The 16,076-nt window shown below is 74.2% G+C and carries 16 protein-coding genes and 1 pseudogene; 6 read left to right on the forward strand and 11 right to left on the reverse strand.

The window, feature by feature from the left end; all coding sequences use genetic code 11:
* Positions 1 to 3 precede the first annotated feature (3 nt).
* From WMF39_RS10770 to WMF39_RS10800, 7 genes are read right to left on the reverse strand one after another with little or no spacing between them, the layout of a single operon-like run.
* Positions 4 to 1,701 (reverse strand): benzoate-CoA ligase family protein, encoded by a 1,698-nt coding sequence (locus WMF39_RS10770; protein ID WP_437745445.1) that lies wholly within the window; start codon positions 1,699 to 1,701, stop codon positions 4 to 6.
* A 2-nt stretch (positions 1,702 to 1,703) separates the two neighbouring features.
* On the reverse strand, positions 1,704 to 3,188 hold the full coding sequence (locus tag WMF39_RS10775; RefSeq protein WP_437745446.1) for an NADH:flavin oxidoreductase: 1,485 nt from the start codon (positions 3,186 to 3,188) through the stop codon (positions 1,704 to 1,706).
* A 2-nt stretch (positions 3,189 to 3,190) separates the two neighbouring features.
* Positions 3,191 to 4,471, reverse strand: coding sequence for an acyl-CoA dehydrogenase family protein (locus WMF39_RS10780; RefSeq protein ID WP_437745447.1), 1,281 nt, complete (start codon positions 4,469 to 4,471; stop codon positions 3,191 to 3,193).
* Entirely contained in the window at positions 4,468 to 5,355 is an 888-nt protein-coding gene (locus tag WMF39_RS10785) for an enoyl-CoA hydratase family protein (protein WP_437745448.1), read from the reverse strand. The genes WMF39_RS10780 and WMF39_RS10785 overlap by 4 nt, the downstream gene beginning before the upstream one ends.
* Before the next feature lie 40 nt (positions 5,356 to 5,395).
* The gene (locus WMF39_RS10790; RefSeq protein ID WP_437745449.1) at positions 5,396 to 5,938 is read right to left on the reverse strand and encodes a MarR family winged helix-turn-helix transcriptional regulator; all 543 of its coding nucleotides are present in this window, start codon (positions 5,936 to 5,938) and stop codon (positions 5,396 to 5,398) included.
* A gap of 32 nt (positions 5,939 to 5,970) precedes the next feature.
* A complete protein-coding gene (locus WMF39_RS10795) occupies positions 5,971 to 6,396 on the reverse strand; it encodes a RidA family protein (RefSeq protein ID WP_437745450.1) in 426 nt (141 codons plus the stop codon).
* Positions 6,393 to 7,154, reverse strand: coding sequence for an SDR family NAD(P)-dependent oxidoreductase (locus WMF39_RS10800; RefSeq protein ID WP_437555358.1), 762 nt, complete (start codon positions 7,152 to 7,154; stop codon positions 6,393 to 6,395). The genes WMF39_RS10795 and WMF39_RS10800 overlap by 4 nt, the downstream gene beginning before the upstream one ends.
* Positions 7,155 to 7,379: 225 nt before the next feature.
* On the opposite strand from WMF39_RS10800, the gene WMF39_RS10805 reads away from it, so the two are divergent.
* Both WMF39_RS10805 and WMF39_RS10810 read left to right on the forward strand, forming a co-directional pair.
* Positions 7,380 to 7,727 carry a hypothetical protein gene (locus WMF39_RS10805; protein ID WP_437745451.1) on the forward strand — a complete coding sequence of 116 codons (348 nt, stop codon included), beginning with the start codon at positions 7,380 to 7,382 and terminating at the stop codon, positions 7,725 to 7,727.
* On the forward strand, positions 7,691 to 8,485 hold the full coding sequence (locus WMF39_RS10810; protein ID WP_437745452.1) for a hypothetical protein: 795 nt from the start codon (positions 7,691 to 7,693) through the stop codon (positions 8,483 to 8,485). The genes WMF39_RS10805 and WMF39_RS10810 overlap by 37 nt, the downstream gene beginning before the upstream one ends.
* A 56-nt stretch (positions 8,486 to 8,541) precedes the next feature.
* Here the strand turns inward: WMF39_RS10810 and WMF39_RS10815 are convergent, their stop codons facing one another.
* From WMF39_RS10815 to WMF39_RS10825, 3 genes are all read right to left on the reverse strand, one after another.
* Positions 8,542 to 9,186: a Uma2 family endonuclease gene (locus WMF39_RS10815; RefSeq protein WP_437745453.1), complete on the reverse strand. Its 645-nt coding sequence runs from the start codon at positions 9,184 to 9,186 to the stop codon at positions 8,542 to 8,544.
* A 162-nt stretch (positions 9,187 to 9,348) separates the two neighbouring features.
* Complete coding sequence (gene sthA, locus WMF39_RS10820) at positions 9,349 to 10,746, reverse strand: Si-specific NAD(P)(+) transhydrogenase (RefSeq protein ID WP_437745454.1); 1,398 nt, start codon at positions 10,744 to 10,746, stop codon at positions 9,349 to 9,351.
* Positions 10,747 to 10,796: 50 nt separating this feature from the next.
* Positions 10,797 to 11,324 carry a tetratricopeptide repeat protein gene (locus WMF39_RS10825; RefSeq protein WP_437745455.1) on the reverse strand — a complete coding sequence of 176 codons (528 nt, stop codon included), beginning with the start codon at positions 11,322 to 11,324 and terminating at the stop codon, positions 10,797 to 10,799.
* A 62-nt stretch (positions 11,325 to 11,386) separates the two neighbouring features.
* Here WMF39_RS10825 and WMF39_RS10830 point away from each other — a divergent pair, with 62 nt between their 5' ends.
* From WMF39_RS10830 to WMF39_RS10845, 4 genes and pseudogenes are all read left to right on the forward strand, one after another.
* Positions 11,387 to 13,447, forward strand: a complete 2,061-nt coding sequence (locus tag WMF39_RS10830) for a hypothetical protein (protein ID WP_437745456.1) — start codon at positions 11,387 to 11,389, stop codon at positions 13,445 to 13,447.
* Positions 13,448 to 13,554: 107 nt separating this feature from the next.
* On the forward strand, positions 13,555 to 14,328 hold the full coding sequence (locus WMF39_RS10835; RefSeq protein ID WP_437745457.1) for a lipase/acyltransferase domain-containing protein: 774 nt from the start codon (positions 13,555 to 13,557) through the stop codon (positions 14,326 to 14,328).
* 37 nt (positions 14,329 to 14,365) lie between these two features.
* Positions 14,366 to 14,932 (forward strand): hypothetical protein, encoded by a 567-nt coding sequence (locus WMF39_RS10840; protein ID WP_437745458.1) that lies wholly within the window; start codon positions 14,366 to 14,368, stop codon positions 14,930 to 14,932.
* 234 nt (positions 14,933 to 15,166) lie between these two features.
* Positions 15,167 to 15,376: pseudogene (locus WMF39_RS10845) on the forward strand (adenylosuccinate synthetase); the annotation flags it as partial.
* A 302-nt stretch (positions 15,377 to 15,678) separates the two neighbouring features.
* Here the strand turns inward: WMF39_RS10845 and WMF39_RS10850 are convergent.
* Positions 15,679 to 16,068 (reverse strand): hypothetical protein, encoded by a 390-nt coding sequence (locus WMF39_RS10850; protein ID WP_437745459.1) that lies wholly within the window; start codon positions 16,066 to 16,068, stop codon positions 15,679 to 15,681.
* Between the last annotated feature and the right edge of the window lie 8 nt (positions 16,069 to 16,076).

A 16,076-nucleotide genomic window follows, 5' to 3' on the forward strand; every position in this document is an offset into this window, starting at 1 on the left:
GGGCTAAAGGCCCGCCGGGTTCTCGCCGGCGACCTCGCGCTGCCGGAGCGCCTTGCGATCGACCTTGCCGCGGTCGTTCCTGGGGACGTCATCGACGAAGGCGACCCAGCGCGGGTACTTGTGCTTGCTCAGCCGGTCCTTCACGAAGGCCTTGAGCTCCTGGGCGAGCTCGGCCCTCCCCTCGTCGGTGGCGACGCGGCCGCGCGCGTCGTCGCGGACCACGATGAACGCCTTCGGCTTCACGAGGCCCGCCTCCTCGGCGCCGATCACGGCGGCGAGGCTGACGGCCGGGTGCTCGGTCAGGCACTCCTCCACCTCGACCGGCGCGACCCAGACGCCGCCCACCTTGAGCAGCTCGTCGGCGCGCCCGCTGAACCAGAGGTAGCCCTCGGCATCCATGCGGAAGAGATCTCCGGTGCGGCACCAGTGGCCATGGAAGGTGCCCCAGCTCTTCTCGCGATCCTGGAAGTAGCCGAGCGCGACCGAGTCGCCCTTCACCCACATGACGCCGGTCTCGCCGGGCGGGAGCTCGGGCGCGCCCGGCCCGGCCGCGTCCGAGGGGAGGATCTTGATCGTGTACCCCTCCACGACGCGGCCGAGCGACCCCGGGCGCACGTCGCCGGGGCGGTTCGTGCAGTAGATGTGGAACATCTCCGCGGAGCCGATGCCGTCATAGACGTCGGCGTGGAACCGCGCGCGGAAGCGCTCGAGGAGCGCCGGCGGCAGCGCCTCGCCCGCGGACAGGTGGAAGCGGACGCTGGAGAGGTCGAGGCGCGGCTCGCCGCGCGCCGCGCGGGCGTCGTCGTCGTCGAGCAGCTTGCCCATCATCGTCGGGACGTTGGTGACGACCGTCGGGCGATAGCGCTCGATGTACCGCGCGAGCGACTCCGGCGTCGGCCGCTCGACGAAGAGGCCCGACGTCGCGCCGACGGCGAAGGGGAACATCAGGTTGGTGCCCGTGGCGTAGCCGAAGAAGAGGCGCGGCACCGAGACGGTGATGTCGTCCTCGCGGTAGCCCACGGTCGCCTTGGCGTAGCGCTCGGTGTTGAAGGCGAAGTCGCGGTGCGTGTGCATGGCCGCCTTGCTCCTGCCGGTGGAGCCGGACGTGAAGAGCCAGATGGCGATGTCGTCGCGCCGGGTGGGGCGGGGGCCTGCCGGGGCGCGCTCCGCCGCGAGCGCTGCGCGCCCCTGCGCGAGGGCGCCGCGGAGCGAGGTGCCCCGCAGCGCCGCGAGGGCCGGCGAGACCGGGAGATCGGCCTCGAGATCGCCGCCGGTCGGGACCTCGGGCACGAGCACGACGGTGCGGATGTTCGTGGCCGCGAGCGCGCCCTGGAGCGCCTCGGCCACGCGCGGGATCGTGACGACCGCGGCGGCCCGCGTGTACTCGACGAGGTGCGCGAGGTCGGGCGCGGGCGCCTCGGGGTTGCCCATCGCCACGACGGCGCCGTGGCTCAGCGCCGCGAAGAAGGCCCAGACGAACGCGGGCGAGTCGTGCAGGACGATGAGCACCCGCTGCTCGAGCGCGACGCCCTCGACGGCGAGGTGCGCCTGGAGCATCCGGACCTTCTCGGCGACGTCGGCGTAGGTGTGCCGCTGATCGCCGAAGAGCAGCGCGACCTTGTCGCCGAGCCCCTCGCGCAGCCGATCGAACAGGAAGTAGTCGGCGAGGTTGAGCTCGTCAGGGAACGTCGGTGCGGTCATCGTCACGCCTCCTCTCGCCTCCATCGCGGCGCCGTGAGCCGCCGCTTTCCGCCCTCCGTGGTCGCGACCCCCGGCTCGTCGAGCCCCTCGCGATCCCAGAGCTGGCACGTCACGGGTCGGTGGCGCTGATCGAGCGCCTCGCAGTAATTGGAATAGATGCAGCGTCGGACCTCACCGCTGCGCCCGAGCCGCACCTTCAGGAACCAGTCGGGATCCGCGAGCGTCTGCCGTGCAGCCCCGATGAGATCGGCCTCGCCGCGCGCGAGGATCGCCTCGGCCTGGGCGAACGTGCAGATCCCCCCCGCCACGACGACCGGCGTGCCGAGGCCGGCCTCGCGCAGGGCGCGCCGGATCTGCGCCTGCTTCGGCACCTGCCGCCCGAACGGCCCCGCCGCGTCCGAGAGCGCGGTCGGCATGCACTCGTACCCGCTCGGGCCGGTGTAGGGGTACGCGGCCTCGCCGACCTTGGGCTGCTTCGCGTCCTCGAACTTGCCGCCGGTCGACAGCGAAAGGAAGTCCATGCCGGCGCGCGCGAACGCGAGCGCGAAGAACGCCGCGTCGTCGACCCGGCTGCCCCCCGCGATGACATCGTCGCAGAGGAAGCGGCAGCCCACCGTGAAGCGAGCGGAGACGGCGGCGCGCACCGCCGCGTAGACCTCGAGCGGGAGGCGCGCGCGGCGCTCGCGATCGCCGCCGTAGCCGTCCGGGCGGGTGTTCAGCGCGGACAGGAACGAGGCCATGGTGTAGGCGTGCGCGTAGTGGAGCTCGACCCCGTCGAAGCCCGCCTCGCGCGCCCTCACGGCGGCCGCGGCGAAGAGGCCCGGCAGCGTCCGCGGCAGATCGCGGATGTGAGGGAGCGCGACGTCGGTGACGCGCTCGCGCTCGCCGAAGCGCAGCGCCTCGAGCTCGCGGGGCGCGAGCACGGCCTCGAGCCGCGCGTCGTCGAGCGCGAGCAGCCGCTCGCGCACCTCGAGCTCCGGCGCGTCCCGGAGCGGCGGCTCCCCGAGCGCCTCGGACAGGGCGCGCCGGTGCGCGCCGGTGATCTCGAGGAACTCCCGCAGGAACCTGTCCTTCGCCGGGCGCCTGCGGATGCGGAGGAAGTCGATGAGCTGCAGGAACACGCGCGTCCTGCCGGCGCTCCGCGCGCGGACCGTCCGGACGAGCTCCCGGAGCCCCGGGACGAACCGATCGTGCCCGGCGCGGAGCAGCGGGCCGCTCGGCACGTCGCGGATCCCGGTCGCCTCGACCACGAGGGCGCCGGGCTGGCCTTCGGCGAAGCGGCCGTACCAGTCGAGCACGTCCTGCGTGACGACGCCCTCCTCCGTCGCGCGCCACGGGACCATCGCGGGCACCCACGAGCGCTCGGCGAGCTCGAGGCCCGAGGCGAGGCGGAGCGGCGAGAAGAGGCGCGCGCGCGCCGCCTCGCCCGCGGCCTTAGGCTCCTCGCGGGGCAGCGCGTGGCGGATCCTCTCCGGCGGCCTCCACATGGCTACCGCGCCCCGTCGCGAGCGCGCTCGTCGGCAGGGGGCTCCGCGGCGGCGCGCTCGAGGATGCCCTTCGCGATGATGAGCTTCTGGATCTCCGTCGTCCCCTCGTAGATGCGCAGCGGCCGGATCTCGCGGTACAGCCGCTCGACCTCGGTCCCCTCGATGACCCCCATGCCGCCGTGGAGCTGGACCGCGCGGTCGATGATCCGCTGCGCCGCCTCGGTGGCGAACATCTTCGCCATGGCCGCCTCGGTCGAGACGCGCGCCGCCGCGCCCGCCGCAGCCGTGTCGCGCTTGTGGGCCGCGCGGGCGACGAGCAGGCGGGCGGCGTCGAGCTCGGTCGCCATCTCGGCGAGGTAGGCGCGCACCATCTGCTGCTCGGACAGGGGCGCCCCGAACTGCCTCCGCCGCGTGACGTGCGCGATCGCCTCGCGGAGCGCGCGCGCCGCCATCCCGTTCGCCGCCGCGCCGACCGAGATCCGGAAGGCGTCGAGCGTCTGCATCGCGAGCTTGAAGCCGCCGCCCACCTCGCCGAGCCGCGCGCTGTCCGGAACGCGGCAGCGCTCGAAGCGGAGCCGGCCGATCGGGTGCGGGACCGACATCGGGAGCGGCTCCGAGGCGACGCCCTGCGCGCCGCTGTCGACGAGGAACGCCGTGATCGCGGCGCGCCCGCCGCCGCGCTCGCCCGCCGCGCCGCCGCCCTCGCGCGGCGGCGCGCCCGTGCGGGCGAAGACCACGAGGTGGTGCGCGAGCGGCACGTTCGAGATCAGCACCTTCTCGCCGTCGAGGACCCACCCGTCGCCCTCGCGGCGGGCCTCGGTCCTCAGCGAGGCGACGTCGCTGCCCGCCTCGGGCTCGGTCAGCGCGAAGGCCCCGATGCGCCGCCCCGAGAGCACGTCGGGCAGGATCGCGCGGCGCTGCGCGTCGCTGCCGGCCAGCACGATCGGGTACGAGCCGAGCCCTTGCACCGCGAAGATCGCGTCGGCGAGCGGGGCGACCTGGCCGAGCGCCTCGCGGATGAGGACCAGCGAGCGCACGTCGATGGCGGTCGCGTCCGCGGGGAGGCCGCCGCCGCTCGGCGCGCCGCCGAGCGCCTCGGGGACGAGGTGCGCGTAGAGCCCGAGCGGCTCGCCCATGCTGCGCGCCACGGCGGCGGCGTCGTGCGTCTTGGCGAGTAGCGCGAGCGGCGCGAGCGCCTCGGGCGTCAGCCGCGCGGCGAGCGCGGCGTGGCGCTCCTCGAAGAAGACGGGGAGCTCGGCGGAGGAGAGCGCGAGCCCGCTCATACGCGGGGCGTCTCCTGCCCGGTGGACCGCGGGGTGGGGGGTGCGTCGGCGTCGCCGGGCGCGGCCGGCGCGTCGCCCCGGTCGGCGCCCTCGAAGCGCGGCGGGCGCTTCGCCCTGTTCGCCTCGTGGGCCTCGCGGAAGTCGGGGTGGGCCATGCAGATGGCCTGCGCCTGCGCCTCGGCCTCGATCGCGGCGGCGAGGGGCATCGTGCGCTCGCTCTCGAGCATCTGCTTGGTGATCGCGTGCGCGAACGCCGGCCCGCGCGCGAGGCGCTCGGCCCAGCCGCGCGCCACGCCCAGCGCGTCGCTGTCGGCGACGACGCGGTTCACGAGGCCGATGCGGAGCGCCTCGTCGGCGCCGATGAGATCGCCGAAGAAGAGCAGCTCGGCGGCGCGCCCCTGGCCGACGATGCGCGGCAGGAGGTACGAGGCGCCCATGTCGGCGCCGGACAGGCCGACCTTGGGGAAGATGAACCCGAAGCGGGCGCTCGCCGCGGCGATGCGCAGGTCGCAGGCGGCGGCGATCACCGCGCCCGCGCCGACGGCGACCCCGTTGACGGCGGCGATGACCGGGCGCCGGAGCTCGCAGATGCTCTGGATCAGCGCGCCGGTCGCGCGGGTGAACTCGAGCATCCCCCGCGCGTCGCGCGCGAACAGCTCGGCGATGATCCCCTCGACGTCGCCGCCCGAGCAGAAGCCGCGCCCCGCTCCGGTGAGCACGACCGCGCGCGCGGCCGAGCGCTCGAGCGAGCGGAACGTGGCCGTGAGCTCGCCGTAGACCTCGAAGGTGAGGGCGTTCAGGCGGTCGGGGCGGCTCAGCGTGATCTCCGCGACGCCGCGGCTGAGCTCGAGCTGGAAGGAGCGGGGTGTGAGGGTCATGGGCATCTCCTGGGTCCGGCGCGCGCCGGACGCGAGCCTCGCGCGATCAGGGCTTCGTCCGCGTGCGCCGCGGGGGGCTCCGCGCGCTTCGCTCGGCGTGCGCGCGGGCGCTGCCGGGGCGCGACGGGACGGGCATGTCCGGCTCGCGGAGCGTGGTGCGCAGCTTGTCGAGCAGCCGCGTCAGCGTGGAGAGCTCGGCCGGGCTCAGCCCGGAGAACACCTTCGCCACGCGCGCGGCGTGCCGCCGCTCGGCGTCGCGGAACGCGCGCTGCCCCTTGGCGGTCAGGTGCACCCGCCACGCGCGGCGGTCGCTCGGGTCGGCCCGCCGCTCGACCATGCCGTCGCGCGCCGCGCGATCGACGAGCCCGGTGAGGTTGCCCGCCGTGACGAGCATGCTGCGGGAGAGCGACGCGAGCGTCTGCCCGTCGCTGCGCACGAGGTTCGCCAGGAGGTCGAAGCGCGGGAGGGTCATCTCGTGCTCCAGGTCCTCCCGGATGGCCGCGAGCGCGCGCTTGTGGACCGCGAGGATGCGCACCCAGGCGCGCACGGCGGTCTGGTCGCCGCGCGCGCTCTCCGGCGGGGGGACCACGGCGAGCGGCCGCCTCGCCGGCGCCCCGCGCCTCACGGGCCGCCCCCGCCGCGCGCGTCGAGCGCCGCGACGGCCTCGATCTCCACGAGCGCGCGCCGCTCGACGAGCCCCGCGACGCCGAGGAGGGCCATCGCCGGGAAATGCTTGCCGAACCGCGCCCGCCACGCGGCGCCGATCGCGCGGAGCGAGCCCCTGTACGCCTCGAGATCGGTCACGTAGACGGTCATGCGCGCGACGTCGCCCGGCTCCCCGCCGGCGGCCGCGACGACCGCGAGCACGTTGTCGAGCGCCTGGGCGAACTGCTCGGCCAGATCGTCGCTCCGGAACCGTCCGGACGCGGGGTCCCACCCGATCTGCCCCGCGATGTGAAGCGTCCTGCCGCTCGTCACGACGCCGTTGGCGTAGCCTCGCGGCGCAGGCCACCCGGCCGGCTGCACGATCTCGAGATCGCCGTTCACCGCATCACCTGCCCCCCGTCGACCGGGATCGCCTGGCCATGGATGCTGCGCGCCTCGTCGCTGCAGAGCATCGCCACGACGAGCGCGACCTCGCCGGGCTCGACCATCCGGCCCTGAGGCGACATCGACTCGAGCGACCGCCGCGCCGCGTCCTCGCCCCGCCCGGTCTTCTCGGCGATGCGGGAGATCGCCTCGTCCGCCATCCTCGTGTTCACCCACCCGGGGCAGACGCAGTTGATGGTCACCGGCGTCCGGGCGATCTCCAGCGCGATGGCGCGGGTCATTCCGACCATGGCGTGCTTCGACGCGCAGTACGCGGTCGAGTAAGCGCACCCGACGAGCCCGGCGGTCGAGGCGACGTTGACGACGCGCCCGAACCCGCGCGCGATCATCTTCGGGATCAGGGCGCGGCAGAGCGCGAAGGCGCCGGTCACGTTGACCGCGAGCATGCGGTCCCAGAGCGCGTCGCTGGTCCTGTCGAACGGCGCGCTCTCGGCGACGCCCGCGTTGTTGACGAGCACGTCGATGCGCCCGAGCTGGGCTTCGAGCGCGGCGATCGCCGGCGGCGCGCCCTCGCGATCGCCGACGTCGAGCCGGACGGCGACGCCCCCGATGGCCGCCGCCGTCTCCTCGATCTCGGCCTGCGTGCGGCCTGCGACGGCGACGCGCGCGCCGCCCTGCGCGAGCCGCTCGGCGATCGCCCGGCCGATGCCGCGACCCCCACCCGTGACGAGCGCGATCCTGCCTTCCAGGGACATCCGGAGCACCTAAATCATATATATATGAAGCACAAGCCGAAGTCACCCTCGTCGGCGCGCGCTGCGGCGCCCGCTCGCTGAGGTCGGAGTCGGCCACCTCGCGACGGAACGCGCGGCTCGGCCTCGCTCTCCTCGCTCTCCTCGCTCGTCTGGAACGTAGTGGGTGGAGAGCATGGACGAAGGCCAGAGCGGGCGTGGCCGAACGATCTGCGCCGCGAGGGCGGCATGGTCCGGCTCGACGGCCACCACAACCCGCGGCGCCTCAGGATCCTGGACGAGTACATCCACGAGATGGACTCGGTCCTCGACGGCTTCTTCCGGGCTCGCCGGAGCGCGGAGCACGAGCTCCACCCCGCGATCTCGCTCGCGCAGTCGATCGTCGACGTTGTCGATCCGATCTACTACGCTGCGCGCCTGTTCGTCGCGCCCCGCGACGGCTTCGCGCCGAAGAGCATCTACATGACCGAGAGCATCAACCGGATGGCACCGGCGACACGTTCGCGCAGCCTCGCGGCACCGAGATGCACGCCCTGGCGATGGGCTTGCCGCTGCAGCTGCCGGCGGGCCCCGTGAGCGCGGCCGGCGCGCTCGCGTCGCGCGTCGCCGCGCTGCTCGCATGCGCTGGCGTGGAGGCGCGGCCCCCGGCGGCAGGGGCGGGCGCGTGGTCCCTCGCGCTGACCGAGCCGCCGGATCTCGCGGCGCTCTACGCGGCGGCGGACGGCATCGCGCTCCCGGACGGCACGCTGATCCTGCCGCGCGGCGACGTCGCGCGGGCGACGGCGTGGCTCGCGGAGGAGCGCTCGCTCGACTGGGCGCGCGACCTCCTGGTCATCGGGGAGCGGGAGGATCTCGTCATCGTGCTCGACCTCGACGTCGCGGGCGCGCGCGCCGGGGGCGGCGTGCTCGAGGCGCCGACCGACGGGCTCGCCTCGTTCCAGCGCGTCGCCCGCTCGGTGGTCGGCTACCTGGAGCGGCGCCTCGGCGTCGCAGGGGCCGAGGCCGCGGCGCCCGAGGTGCGGGCGCGCGAGGCCGCGGCGCGCCGCGACCTCCCGGCGCTCGTCGAGGCGCTCGCGGAGGCGATGTACCCGGGCGCGGAGCGGCAGGTCGCGCACGCGGCGCTCACGCTGGGCGCGCTCCTGTCGGAGCGCGGGGACGAGGCGGCGCTGGACGCCTTCGCGCGCTCGGTCGAGGCGCGGGTCGCGGCGGCGCCGCGGGGCGCCGCGGGGCCGGAGCGGCTCGCGGCGTGGCGCGCGTGCGAGATCGTGGCGCGAGAGGCGGGGTCGGAGGCGATCGCCGCGGCGTGCGCGGCGCGGGCGAGCGGCGGGGGGTAGGAGGCTGGTCGCGAAGCGCCTCGGTGGACGGCGCTTCGTCGCTCAGCGGACCGAGCTCACCTGGCGCCCCGCTCCCGGAGCCTCGCGCGCCACGCGCGCACCACGGTCGTCTGATCCCCCTTGCGCAGCATGAACTCCGTCAGCCCCACGACGTCGAGCCCCGGCAGGAGCCGGCTCTGCCCCACCTCCGCGTAGCCGTCCGGGCCGAGGAGGTGGATGGAGAGCTTTCCCTTCTTCAGGAACCAGACCTCGGGCACGCCGAGCCCCGCATAGACGGAGAGCTTGTTGATTGTCCCGCTCTTCTCGATGATCTCGATCGCGAGCTCCGGGATCTCGCCGTCCTCGACCGTCCCGAGCACGTAACACTCATCCGGCTCTACGCCCCGCTCCGCGAGCCTCTTGCGGACGGTCATGCTGCCGTACCCGCTGAGAGGCAGCTCCGCCTCCTCTGCGTAGGCCTCGACGAGGCGGGCAAGGATCGTCTTCCGCCCCTCGTGCGGTCCGCCCGGGCTCATCAGCTCCAGCACTCCCTCGCAGTACGTCACCCGCACGCCCGCTCGGTCGCCGAGGGCAGCCAGGATGGCCTCGTACTCCTCCCACGAGACGTCATGAACGACGAAGAGCTGGTCTTCCGAGCCGTTCGCCGCGCCCGCGTCGGCGGCGCCGGCAGGGGGGACGAGGAGGGGTGCAGCGGCGGCCATGACAGCGTGCTCCTCCGGGGAGTATCACCCCCGCGCCGCGCGCTGGCAACCGCCGATCCGAGCGCCCGCGCGCCGCTGCCCTCCTCGACAGCCCTGACGCACGCCACGGACTCGCCGGACGCTGCCAGGGGCGGCCCGGGGGCGCTCGGGTGCCGCGCGCCCTCAGAACACGCGCCCCAGCCCGTCGAGCGCCGCGACGCGGTAGGCCTCGGCCATGGTGGGGTAGTTGAACGTCGTGTTCACGAAGTACCGGATCGTGTTGTGCGGCGCAGGTTGCGACATGATCGCCTGCCCGATGTGGATGATCTCCGCGGCGTTCTCGCCGAAGCAGTGGATCCCGAGCAGCGCGAGCGTCTCGCGGTGGAAGATCAGCTTCAGCATCCCGACCTGCTGGCCCGTGATCTGCGCGCGCGCGAGCGTCTTGAACGTCGACTTTCCCACCTCGTAGGGCACCTTCTCCGCCGTGAGCTCCCGCTCGCTCTTGCCCAGCGACGAGATCTCGGGCGTCGTGTAGATGCCCGTGGGGATGTCCCGGACCAGCTTGTCGTCGGCGTGGCCGCAGATGTGGCTGGCCGCGTACCGGCCCTGGTCGTAGCTCGCGCTCGCGAGCGCCGGGAAGCCGACCACGTCGCCGACCGCGTAGATGTGCGGCTGGCTCGTCTGGAAGGTCTCGCTCACCTCGAGCTGACCGCGCTTGTTCGGCGTGATGCCGACGCTCTCCAGGCCGAGATCGGCCGTGTTGCCCGACCTCCCGTTGGCCCAGAGGAAGACCTCGCTCCGGAGCTTCTTCCCGCTCTTCAGGGAGAGCACGACGCCCTCCTTCGTGGCCTCGACCGCCTCGTGCTCCTCGCCGTTCAGGACGCGGATCCCCTTGTCGCAGAAGTGGTACCCGAGCGCGTCGGTGATCTCGTCGTCGAGGAACTCCAGGAGGTGGGAGCGCGTGTTCACGAGGTTCACGGCGATCTGCATGTTGCGCAGCATCGACGCGTACTCGCAGCCGATGACGCCCGCCCCGAAGATGGTGATGCTCCGGGGGGTGTGATCCATGCGCAGCAGCGTGTCGCTGTCGAAGACGCGCGGGTGGCTGAAGTCGATGTCGGCCGGCCGGTACGGGCGCGAGCCGGTCGCGATGACGAAGCTGTCGGCCGTGTACCGTCGGCGCTGGCCGCCGTCGCTCTCCACCTCGATCGTGTGCGGATCGACGAACCTGGCCTGCCCCGGAACGAGCTGGACGCGGTTCCGGTCGTAGAAGCTCTCGCGCAGATCGACCTGCTCGTCGATGACGCGGTTCGCGGTCGCGAGGAGCTCGGCGAACGGGTACTCCGGAACCACATCCATCCGCTTGTAGATGGGGCTCTGGTTGATCAGGTTCATGTGGTAAATCGCGCGGCGCAGCGCCTTGCTGGGGATCGTCCCCCAGTGGGTGCAGCCCCCGCCGACCCGCGCGTAGCGCTCGATCGCCGCGACCGATTTGCCGTGCTTCGCGGCCGTCATGGCGGCGCCTTCGCCGCCCGGCCCCGTGCCGAGGATGATGAGATCGAAGTGCGGGGTGGTCACCATCGAGTTCCTTGCCTCCGGCGCGCCGAGCGCGCGCGTGCGCCGGGAGAAGGCTACTCGAACTGGAGCGGCTCGTCGTCGCCCCCGACGCCGAGCATCTCGAGGATCTGCCGCACCTCCATCGCGGCCTCGACCTCCGGGCCCGCGTCCAGGAAGCCCTGGAGGTGCTTCCGCGCGAGCGCGCGGTTGCCGCGGGCCGCGTACGCCAGCCCCATCGCGTGCATCGCCTCGCCGTCCTTCGGGAACCGGCGGAGCGCCTCCTTCGCCTGCGCGATCGCGCCGTCCGTGTCGCCGAGGCGACGGAGCGCGTGCGACAGGCCGACCCGCGCCCCGAGGAAGCTCGGCGCGAGCCGCACGGCGGCGCGGTAAGCGTCGCGCGCCGGATCGAGCTGGCCGAGCTCGTAGAGCGCGTGCCCGAGCAGGTTGTACGCGTACGGGTTCGACGGGGAGGCCTTGATCACGTCGCGCAGCGCGACGAGCGCCTCCTGGACTTGCTCCTCTTGCAGGAGCTCGGCCGCCTCCTCGACGGCCTCCCAGTGGGCGGCGTCGACCGATTCGTCCACCACGGCTCTGAGCACCATGGCCCGCAGTCTAGCCAGATTCGGCGCGCCGTCCTGGGCTCCTTCGTGGTACCGGCCGGGCGGTGAGGCGCCCGCCGTGGATCCGGCCGCTCTTGTGGCACGCGAGCGCCGCGATCCCGGTGCTCGGCGCCGCCGCGGCGTTCTACGGGCCCGCGCTCGCCAGGACGGGCGGCGTCTGGCCGGCGCCCCTCGACGACGTCTACATCCACTTCGGGTTCGCCCGCGCCGCGGCCCTGGGCCACCCGTTCTCGTGGATCCCGGGCAACGGCTACTCCTCGGGCGGGACCAGCCTGGCGTACCCCCTCGCCCTGGCGCCCGGGTACCTGCTCGGGTTTCGCGGCGCGTGGCTCGGCCTCTTCGCCGCGCTCCTCGCGTGCGCCGCGCTGCTCGACCTCTGCCGATCGCTCCGGTGGCTGCTCGATCCGCGCGGCGGGCCCGGCGCCGCCTCCTCCCGCTGGGTCGCCTGGGTCGCGCCGCTCTTCGTCGTGGCCGTGCCGCTGCTCGACTGGAGCTGGTTCTCCGGGATGGAGGTCGCGCTGCTCGGCGCGGTGATGGGCCGGGCGCTCGTCGCGGTGCGGCGCGCCGAGCTCGCCCCGCCGGCGCAGCGCCCGGCCGAGCAGCTCCGGGCAGGGCTCCTCGCCGCGCTGCTCGTCGCGACGCGGCCCGAGGCCGTCGCGCTCGCGGCGCCGCTCGCGGTCGCCGTGGCCCACGCGGCGGGCTCGCTGGGCGCGGCGGCGTCGCTCGCGCGCGCGTCCCTGCCGACCGCGCTGCTCCTCGCCGCGCAGGCCGCCGCGAACCGCGCGCTCACGGGGGAGTGGAGCGCGGCGGGGGCGGTGCGCAAGCTCATCCTCTCGAACCCGTACCCGGCGCCGCTCGAGAAGGCGCTGGAGGTGATCAAGAACCTCGCCGCGCTGCGGGTGCAGGCGCTGGAGAGCGCGCTGGGCGGCCCGTCCTACGCCCTCCTCTTGCCGCTGCTCGGCGCGATCGCGGCGCTCGACCGGCGCGCGCGGCGCCTCGCCGTGCCGCTCCTGATCGGCGCCTACGGCTCGCTGCTCCTCGTCGCGCTCAACGCCACGGCGCGCTACCAGAACCTCCGCTACGCCGCCCCGGCGCTCGCGATGCTGCTCGTCGCCGCGGCCCTCGGGACCGAGGCGCTCGCGCGGCGGGGGCGGCTCGCGGCCGGCGTCGCCGCCGCGCTCGCGCTCGCGGCCCTCGCGGCGCCCTCCGCGTGGTTCGGGCGGCAGATCGACCACTTCGCCCGCTCCTCGGCCAACATCGCCGGGCAGCAGGTCGAGGTCGCGCGGCGCCTCGCCGCGCGCGAGCCGCGGCCGCGGCGGGTGCTGCTCGGCGACGCGGGCGCGATCCCGTACCTGTCGGGGATCCCCGCCATCGACGGGCTCGGGCTCGGCGGGTACCGGGGGATGCCGTTCGCGCGGGCCTCGGTGCACGGGGTCCCGGCCGTTGTCGAGCTCATCGAGCGGCTCGACGCCGCCGAGCGGCCCGACGTCTTCGCCCTGTACCCCTCGTGGTGGGGCGGGCTCGCGGACGTCTTCGGCCGGCGCGTCGACGCGGTGAAGATCGAGGACAACGTGATGTGCGCCGCGGACGAGAAGGTGATCTACGAGGCGGACTGGTCGGCGCTCGCGCCGCCGGGGGAGCGCCGCGACGGGGCCATCGACGAGGTGGACATCGCCGACCTGGTCGACGAGCGGGCGCACGGCTACGCGTTCCCGTCGCCGCGTGGCGGCTGGGTCGTCGGCGCCGTGCTGCGGGACGGGAGCGACGGCGGCGGTGCGCCGCGGTTCGACGCCGGCAGGATCATCCCCGAGGGGCGCGAGCAGTCGTTCGCAATCGGAGCGGCCGCCGCGGCCGCCGCGGCCGCCGCGAGCGCCCGCGGGCCCGCGGTGCTCGCGCTGCGCACCGACGGGGGTGGCCCGATCGCGATCGGCGTGGCGATCGAGCGCGCCGCGGACGAGGCGCGCGTCGAGGTGTCAGAGCGCCCTCCGGACCGCTGGTCCGAGATCCGGGTGCCGCTGCGCGACGTCGCGCCGGGGGACCTTGTCCGGATCCGCGCGCTCCGGGGGACGTTCCGCAGCTTCCATGTCTGGCTGCTGCGGCCGTGATCGGCCTCCTTGCCGCCCGCGCGGCGTCCTCGTGGCGCGCGCCCGCGACACAGCGCGTCGCGAGCCACGAGGACGTCGCGCGACGGATCCATGGTAAGAGCCACCACGTGGCGAGGTGGTTCCGTGCGTCGGCCTTCGCGGCGACAGCTGGCAGGGAGGTGGCCTCGTTCGCGAGGCAGGCGGTCCTCCTGCCGTACGACACCCTCGCGCCGGTGATCCCTGACGGGGCGCGCGACGGCGACGAGGTGGTGGTCATCCTTCACGGGCTCTTCGCCTCCGCCGGCGTCCTCCGGCCGTTGCGCACGGCGATCGAGCGCCACGCTGCCCTGTCGCGCGCCTCGCGGGCGCGCGGTCGGACGGACCCGGCGCGCGCCGAGCCGCCGTGGTCGGTCCACACGGCGACGATGTCCTACGCGCCGGGGCCCGGCGTCGAGGTGCTGTCGGCGCGCCTCGCGGCGCTCGTCGCGGCGCTCCCGGAGGGGGCGCGCTTGCACCTCGTCGGCCACAGCATGGGCGGCATCGTGTGCCGCTTCTTCGCGCAGGAGGTCGTCGATCCACGCATCGTGCAGACCATCTCCATGGCGAGCCCGTTCGGCGGCATCCCGCGCGCAGCGCTGCTCGGCTTCGGCGGCGCGCGCGATCTCGACGCGTCGAGCCCGGTCCTCCGGCGCGTCCTCCTCGGGACGGCGCGGTCGAGCATCCCGCACCTGTCGATCGTCGCGGGGGCCGACACGCTGGTCCGCTCGCCCATCGCGCACGCGCTGCCGGGCGGCGAGGTGCGGGTGATGGAGGGGCGGGGGCACAACACGCTCCTCTTCGATCCCGAGGTGGCCGCGCTCGTGGCGCGGCGCATCGTCGAGCGGCGCGGCCCCGCGCGCTGACCTATCCCCGCTCGGCGCTTCGTGGTAGCTCGCTCGCGTGCGCTCGCCCATCGCCTGCCTCGCCGCCCTCGGGGCCTTGATCGCCCCGCTCGCCTGGTCCTCGCCTTCGCGCGCGGACGCCTCCGCGTGGACCTTCGTTGGCGCCGGCGCGGTCGGCTGGAAGCAGGGCGAAAGCGATCTCGTCTTCGACGGCGCGCTGTCGTGCGACGTCGGCGTCGGGACCACGCCCGACGCGCCCGTCATCGTCGGCGGCCTGATGCGCGCGACGCCGATCCTCGACAGCGGCATCGATCTCGCGCTGCTCGCCCGGGTCGCGACGCGCGGCTTCCAGGCTGGCCAGCTGGGCCTTGCCCTCGACGCGGGCGGCTACCGCCGCTTCTGGGGCGCAGGTTCCACGGGCGTGGCCGGCGCGCTCACGCTGGGCGCGCCGCTCGGCATCAGCCTCTCGCTCCAGGGGAGCTACGGGACCGACAATGCGATGGCGTTCGCCGCCATCGCGGGCATCGACCTGCTGCGTCTCACCGTCTACCGGCAGTCGCTCCTGCCGCTGTGGCCGAACCCGTTCCCCGCGCAGCAGCGCGGGCAGGACGTGGCCTCGCGCTGAAGGGCGCGCGAGCGTCTCTCCGGACACGATGGGGAGCCATCGAGCCGGGAAGTGGGCGGTCGAGGATCGGGCGCGCGACGCGCATTGGCGCCGCTGACGCCGGTTGACCGGCGAAGTCGTGCCCCGGTAGGGTGCGGCCAGGAAGGCGTCAGGGATGTCGTCGCCGCGCTCGCCATCCTCCTCCTCGCGTTCATTCCCGTGGCGCCTCGCCGGATCGGATGTCACGCGCGGAGGGTCGACGAGATCGCGACGGCGAAGTCGGTGCTGAAGTCGGTGGCCGAGTGGAGCGAGCCGATCGACGGCGCGCGGTCGATGACCGAGCTGCCCGCGACGGCGCGGCACTACGTGGAGCTGGTCGGGAAGGAGACCGGCGTGCCGGTCAACGTGGTGTCGGTCGGCGCGGACCGCGACGCGACCATCGTGCGGCGCAACGCGTTTGCGTGAGGGGGCGGGATCTAGGCTCACCGGATCGCGCGCGATAACCCGCAGCCTCGACCGCCGGAACGCCGGCCTGAACAGTGTTCGCCAGCGATCGCAGGCGAGCACTGAGGGAAAAGGGGGTCGGGGCTGGCTTCCCAGCTGAAAGACCGGGAGGAGCGACGACCGCCGCCGCGTCACGTCACGGGCGCGGCGGCAGGCGGATCGATTCCGTGGGGGCTCTGTGGTCGGAATTGGATAGGAGCGGTCGGCGCGTTACGGTGCCGGGCTGGCGGGCGCGCGCCCAGGCAAGGCGCGTCGGAGGGTCTTCATGGGTCGTCGCAGGGATACGCGCTGACCACGATGCTCACGCCGTGTTGTCCTACCGAGCGCAGCACGCCCGGATCGAGCTGGATGGTTCTGGCGCCCATCTCCTCGATGAACAGCGCGAAGTCGACCACGGCCGTCGCCCCGGACTGCACCAGGGCGGCAATCCGTGGCGCAAGCGAGAGAAACACCCGCATCGCCTCTTCGACGGCGAGCGACGTGTCCTCGTTCTCCGACAGCAGGATGTTGCATCCGGATGTCGCGCTGATCTCGCCGCCGTGTCGCCTTTCGCCCGCGCGCCAGACCTTCTCGAGCGCGGTCTCTGGAATCCACGTCAGGCACTGATCCACATCGACATGTTCACCCTGAACTCTGAGCACGACCGTGGTCATACTGGCAC

The sequence above is a fragment of the Sorangium sp. So ce1504 genome (assembly GCF_051521635.1).
GTDB classification, from domain to species: Bacteria; Myxococcota_A; Polyangia; order Polyangiales; family Polyangiaceae; genus Sorangium; species Sorangium cellulosum_B.

Coding starts and splice junctions, on each gene's coding strand:
- WMF39_RS10810 (WP_437745452.1), top strand. CDS start 7,691: ATGGGCTTGCCGCTGCAGCTGCCGGCGGGCCCCGTGAGCGCGGCCGGC.
- WMF39_RS10770 (WP_437745445.1), bottom strand. CDS start 1,701: ATGACCGCACCGACGTTCCCTGACGAGCTCAACCTCGCCGACTACTTC.
- sthA (WP_437745454.1), bottom strand. CDS start 10,746: ATGGTGACCACCCCGCACTTCGATCTCATCATCCTCGGCACGGGGCCG.
- WMF39_RS10805 (WP_437745451.1), top strand. CDS start 7,380: ATGGTCCGGCTCGACGGCCACCACAACCCGCGGCGCCTCAGGATCCTG.
- WMF39_RS10850 (WP_437745459.1), bottom strand. CDS start 16,068: ATGACCACGGTCGTGCTCAGAGTTCAGGGTGAACATGTCGATGTGGAT.
- WMF39_RS10775 (WP_437745446.1), bottom strand. CDS start 3,188: ATGTGGAGGCCGCCGGAGAGGATCCGCCACGCGCTGCCCCGCGAGGAG.
- WMF39_RS10800 (WP_437555358.1), bottom strand. CDS start 7,154: ATGTCCCTGGAAGGCAGGATCGCGCTCGTCACGGGTGGGGGTCGCGGC.
- WMF39_RS10785 (WP_437745448.1), bottom strand. CDS start 5,355: ATGCCCATGACCCTCACACCCCGCTCCTTCCAGCTCGAGCTCAGCCGC.
- WMF39_RS10780 (WP_437745447.1), bottom strand. CDS start 4,471: ATGAGCGGGCTCGCGCTCTCCTCCGCCGAGCTCCCCGTCTTCTTCGAG.
- WMF39_RS10825 (WP_437745455.1), bottom strand. CDS start 11,324: ATGGTGCTCAGAGCCGTGGTGGACGAATCGGTCGACGCCGCCCACTGG.
- WMF39_RS10815 (WP_437745453.1), bottom strand. CDS start 9,186: ATGGCCGCCGCTGCACCCCTCCTCGTCCCCCCTGCCGGCGCCGCCGAC.